General features: G+C 68.2%; 1 protein-coding gene. It reads right to left on the reverse strand.

All coding sequences use genetic code 11. From position 1 onward, the window contains the following. Positions 1-256: 256 nt before the first annotated feature. Positions 257-1,198: helicase associated domain-containing protein (locus tag ACIBB8_RS37965; RefSeq protein WP_398959989.1), on the reverse strand; the 942-nt coding region annotated here is incomplete at its 5' end.

The following is a 1,198-nucleotide window of genomic DNA, read 5'->3' on the forward strand; positions in this document are numbered from 1 at the left end:
GGCGAATCTGTCCATGTCACCAGCCTCCAACCCACTGACCTGCACCTTCAGCCTGGGACGGACTCCAGAACCCCCGAATTACGCGGAACGCAGGCATGGTGCTCCAGAGGAAAGTCAAGCGGAGCGAACATCGTATGGGTGGGTGCGATCGTCACGCTGACGTTCAGCAGCACAAGACCCCCGGGGGATTCGCCCACCATGATGTCCCAGGGGCTTTGTGTGTACTGGTGCGAGCTGTTCTAACGGGACAGCACCATTACGCCCACTGCATGCCCAGCTTCCGGAGCGCGTCCAGCTGCTCCTGGGTGAGCTTGTCGCGCCTCGCCTTGGTGTTCGTGACCCATACGCCCAGCTTTACGACCACCGGCTCCGCCTCGCCGTCGACTGCGATCGGCTCACCGTGCCCGCGGGGCACCGGCCGGTGGGCGCCTTCCCGTTCTACCCACTGCGCGAGGGCTGCCAGGCCCCGTTGGAATGCCAATTGCGTCTTGCTCGGGCCCTTCGCCGCGCCCTTGGCCGCCGGGGCTGGAGACGGCCGCTCGGCGGGCTTGATGCCCAGTGCGGACAGCCGCTTCTGCTGTTCGGTGGACAGCTGTGCCCAGTTGCCTTGCTGGGTCTGCCGCTTCAGCCACCGTCCGATGTCGTCGCCGTCCATCAGCACTCCGGGAGCGATGTCGGGCAGGTGGCCGCCTGGTTCGTCGGCGGCGAGGTCGGCGAGGACGCGGTGGTGGCGTTGCCAGTCCAGTGGCCATGGGCGGTTCCAGTCCGGGTCGATCTCCGTCAGCTGCGCCGCGCGTACGGCGGCCCGCTCGGGGTCTTTCCCGAGGCCGTCCTTGCGGCGGAGGTTGGCCATGTGCTGCCCGATGGGCACCAGGCCCTCGGCCTCGCTCTCGCCCCATACCGCGTCCTGGCGGGGTGCGAGGTGTCCGGTGGTCCGCCGGTATGACCGGAGCGCGGCGAGTTTGTTCTCCCAGGCTTCCTCGCCGGGCTCCCAGACCATCCCGGCATCCGGCGCGTCCAACAGGGTCTTGCGCCGTGGCTCCAGCTCCCCGGCCCGCAGCGCTTTGCGCTGCTGGTGAACCCACCTCCCCAGCGGAAAATCCGGCTCTTCGGTCGCTTCCGTGGGCGGGGTTATCTGGTTTGACGGCTTGGTAGGTGGGGGCGGTGTCCGCCGAGGGTGAGCATGGCGAGGGCGATG

Origin of the sequence: Streptomyces sp. NPDC051286, from assembly GCF_044455345.1 — a bacterium.
Lineage (GTDB): Bacteria > Actinomycetota > Actinomycetes > Streptomycetales > Streptomycetaceae > Streptomyces.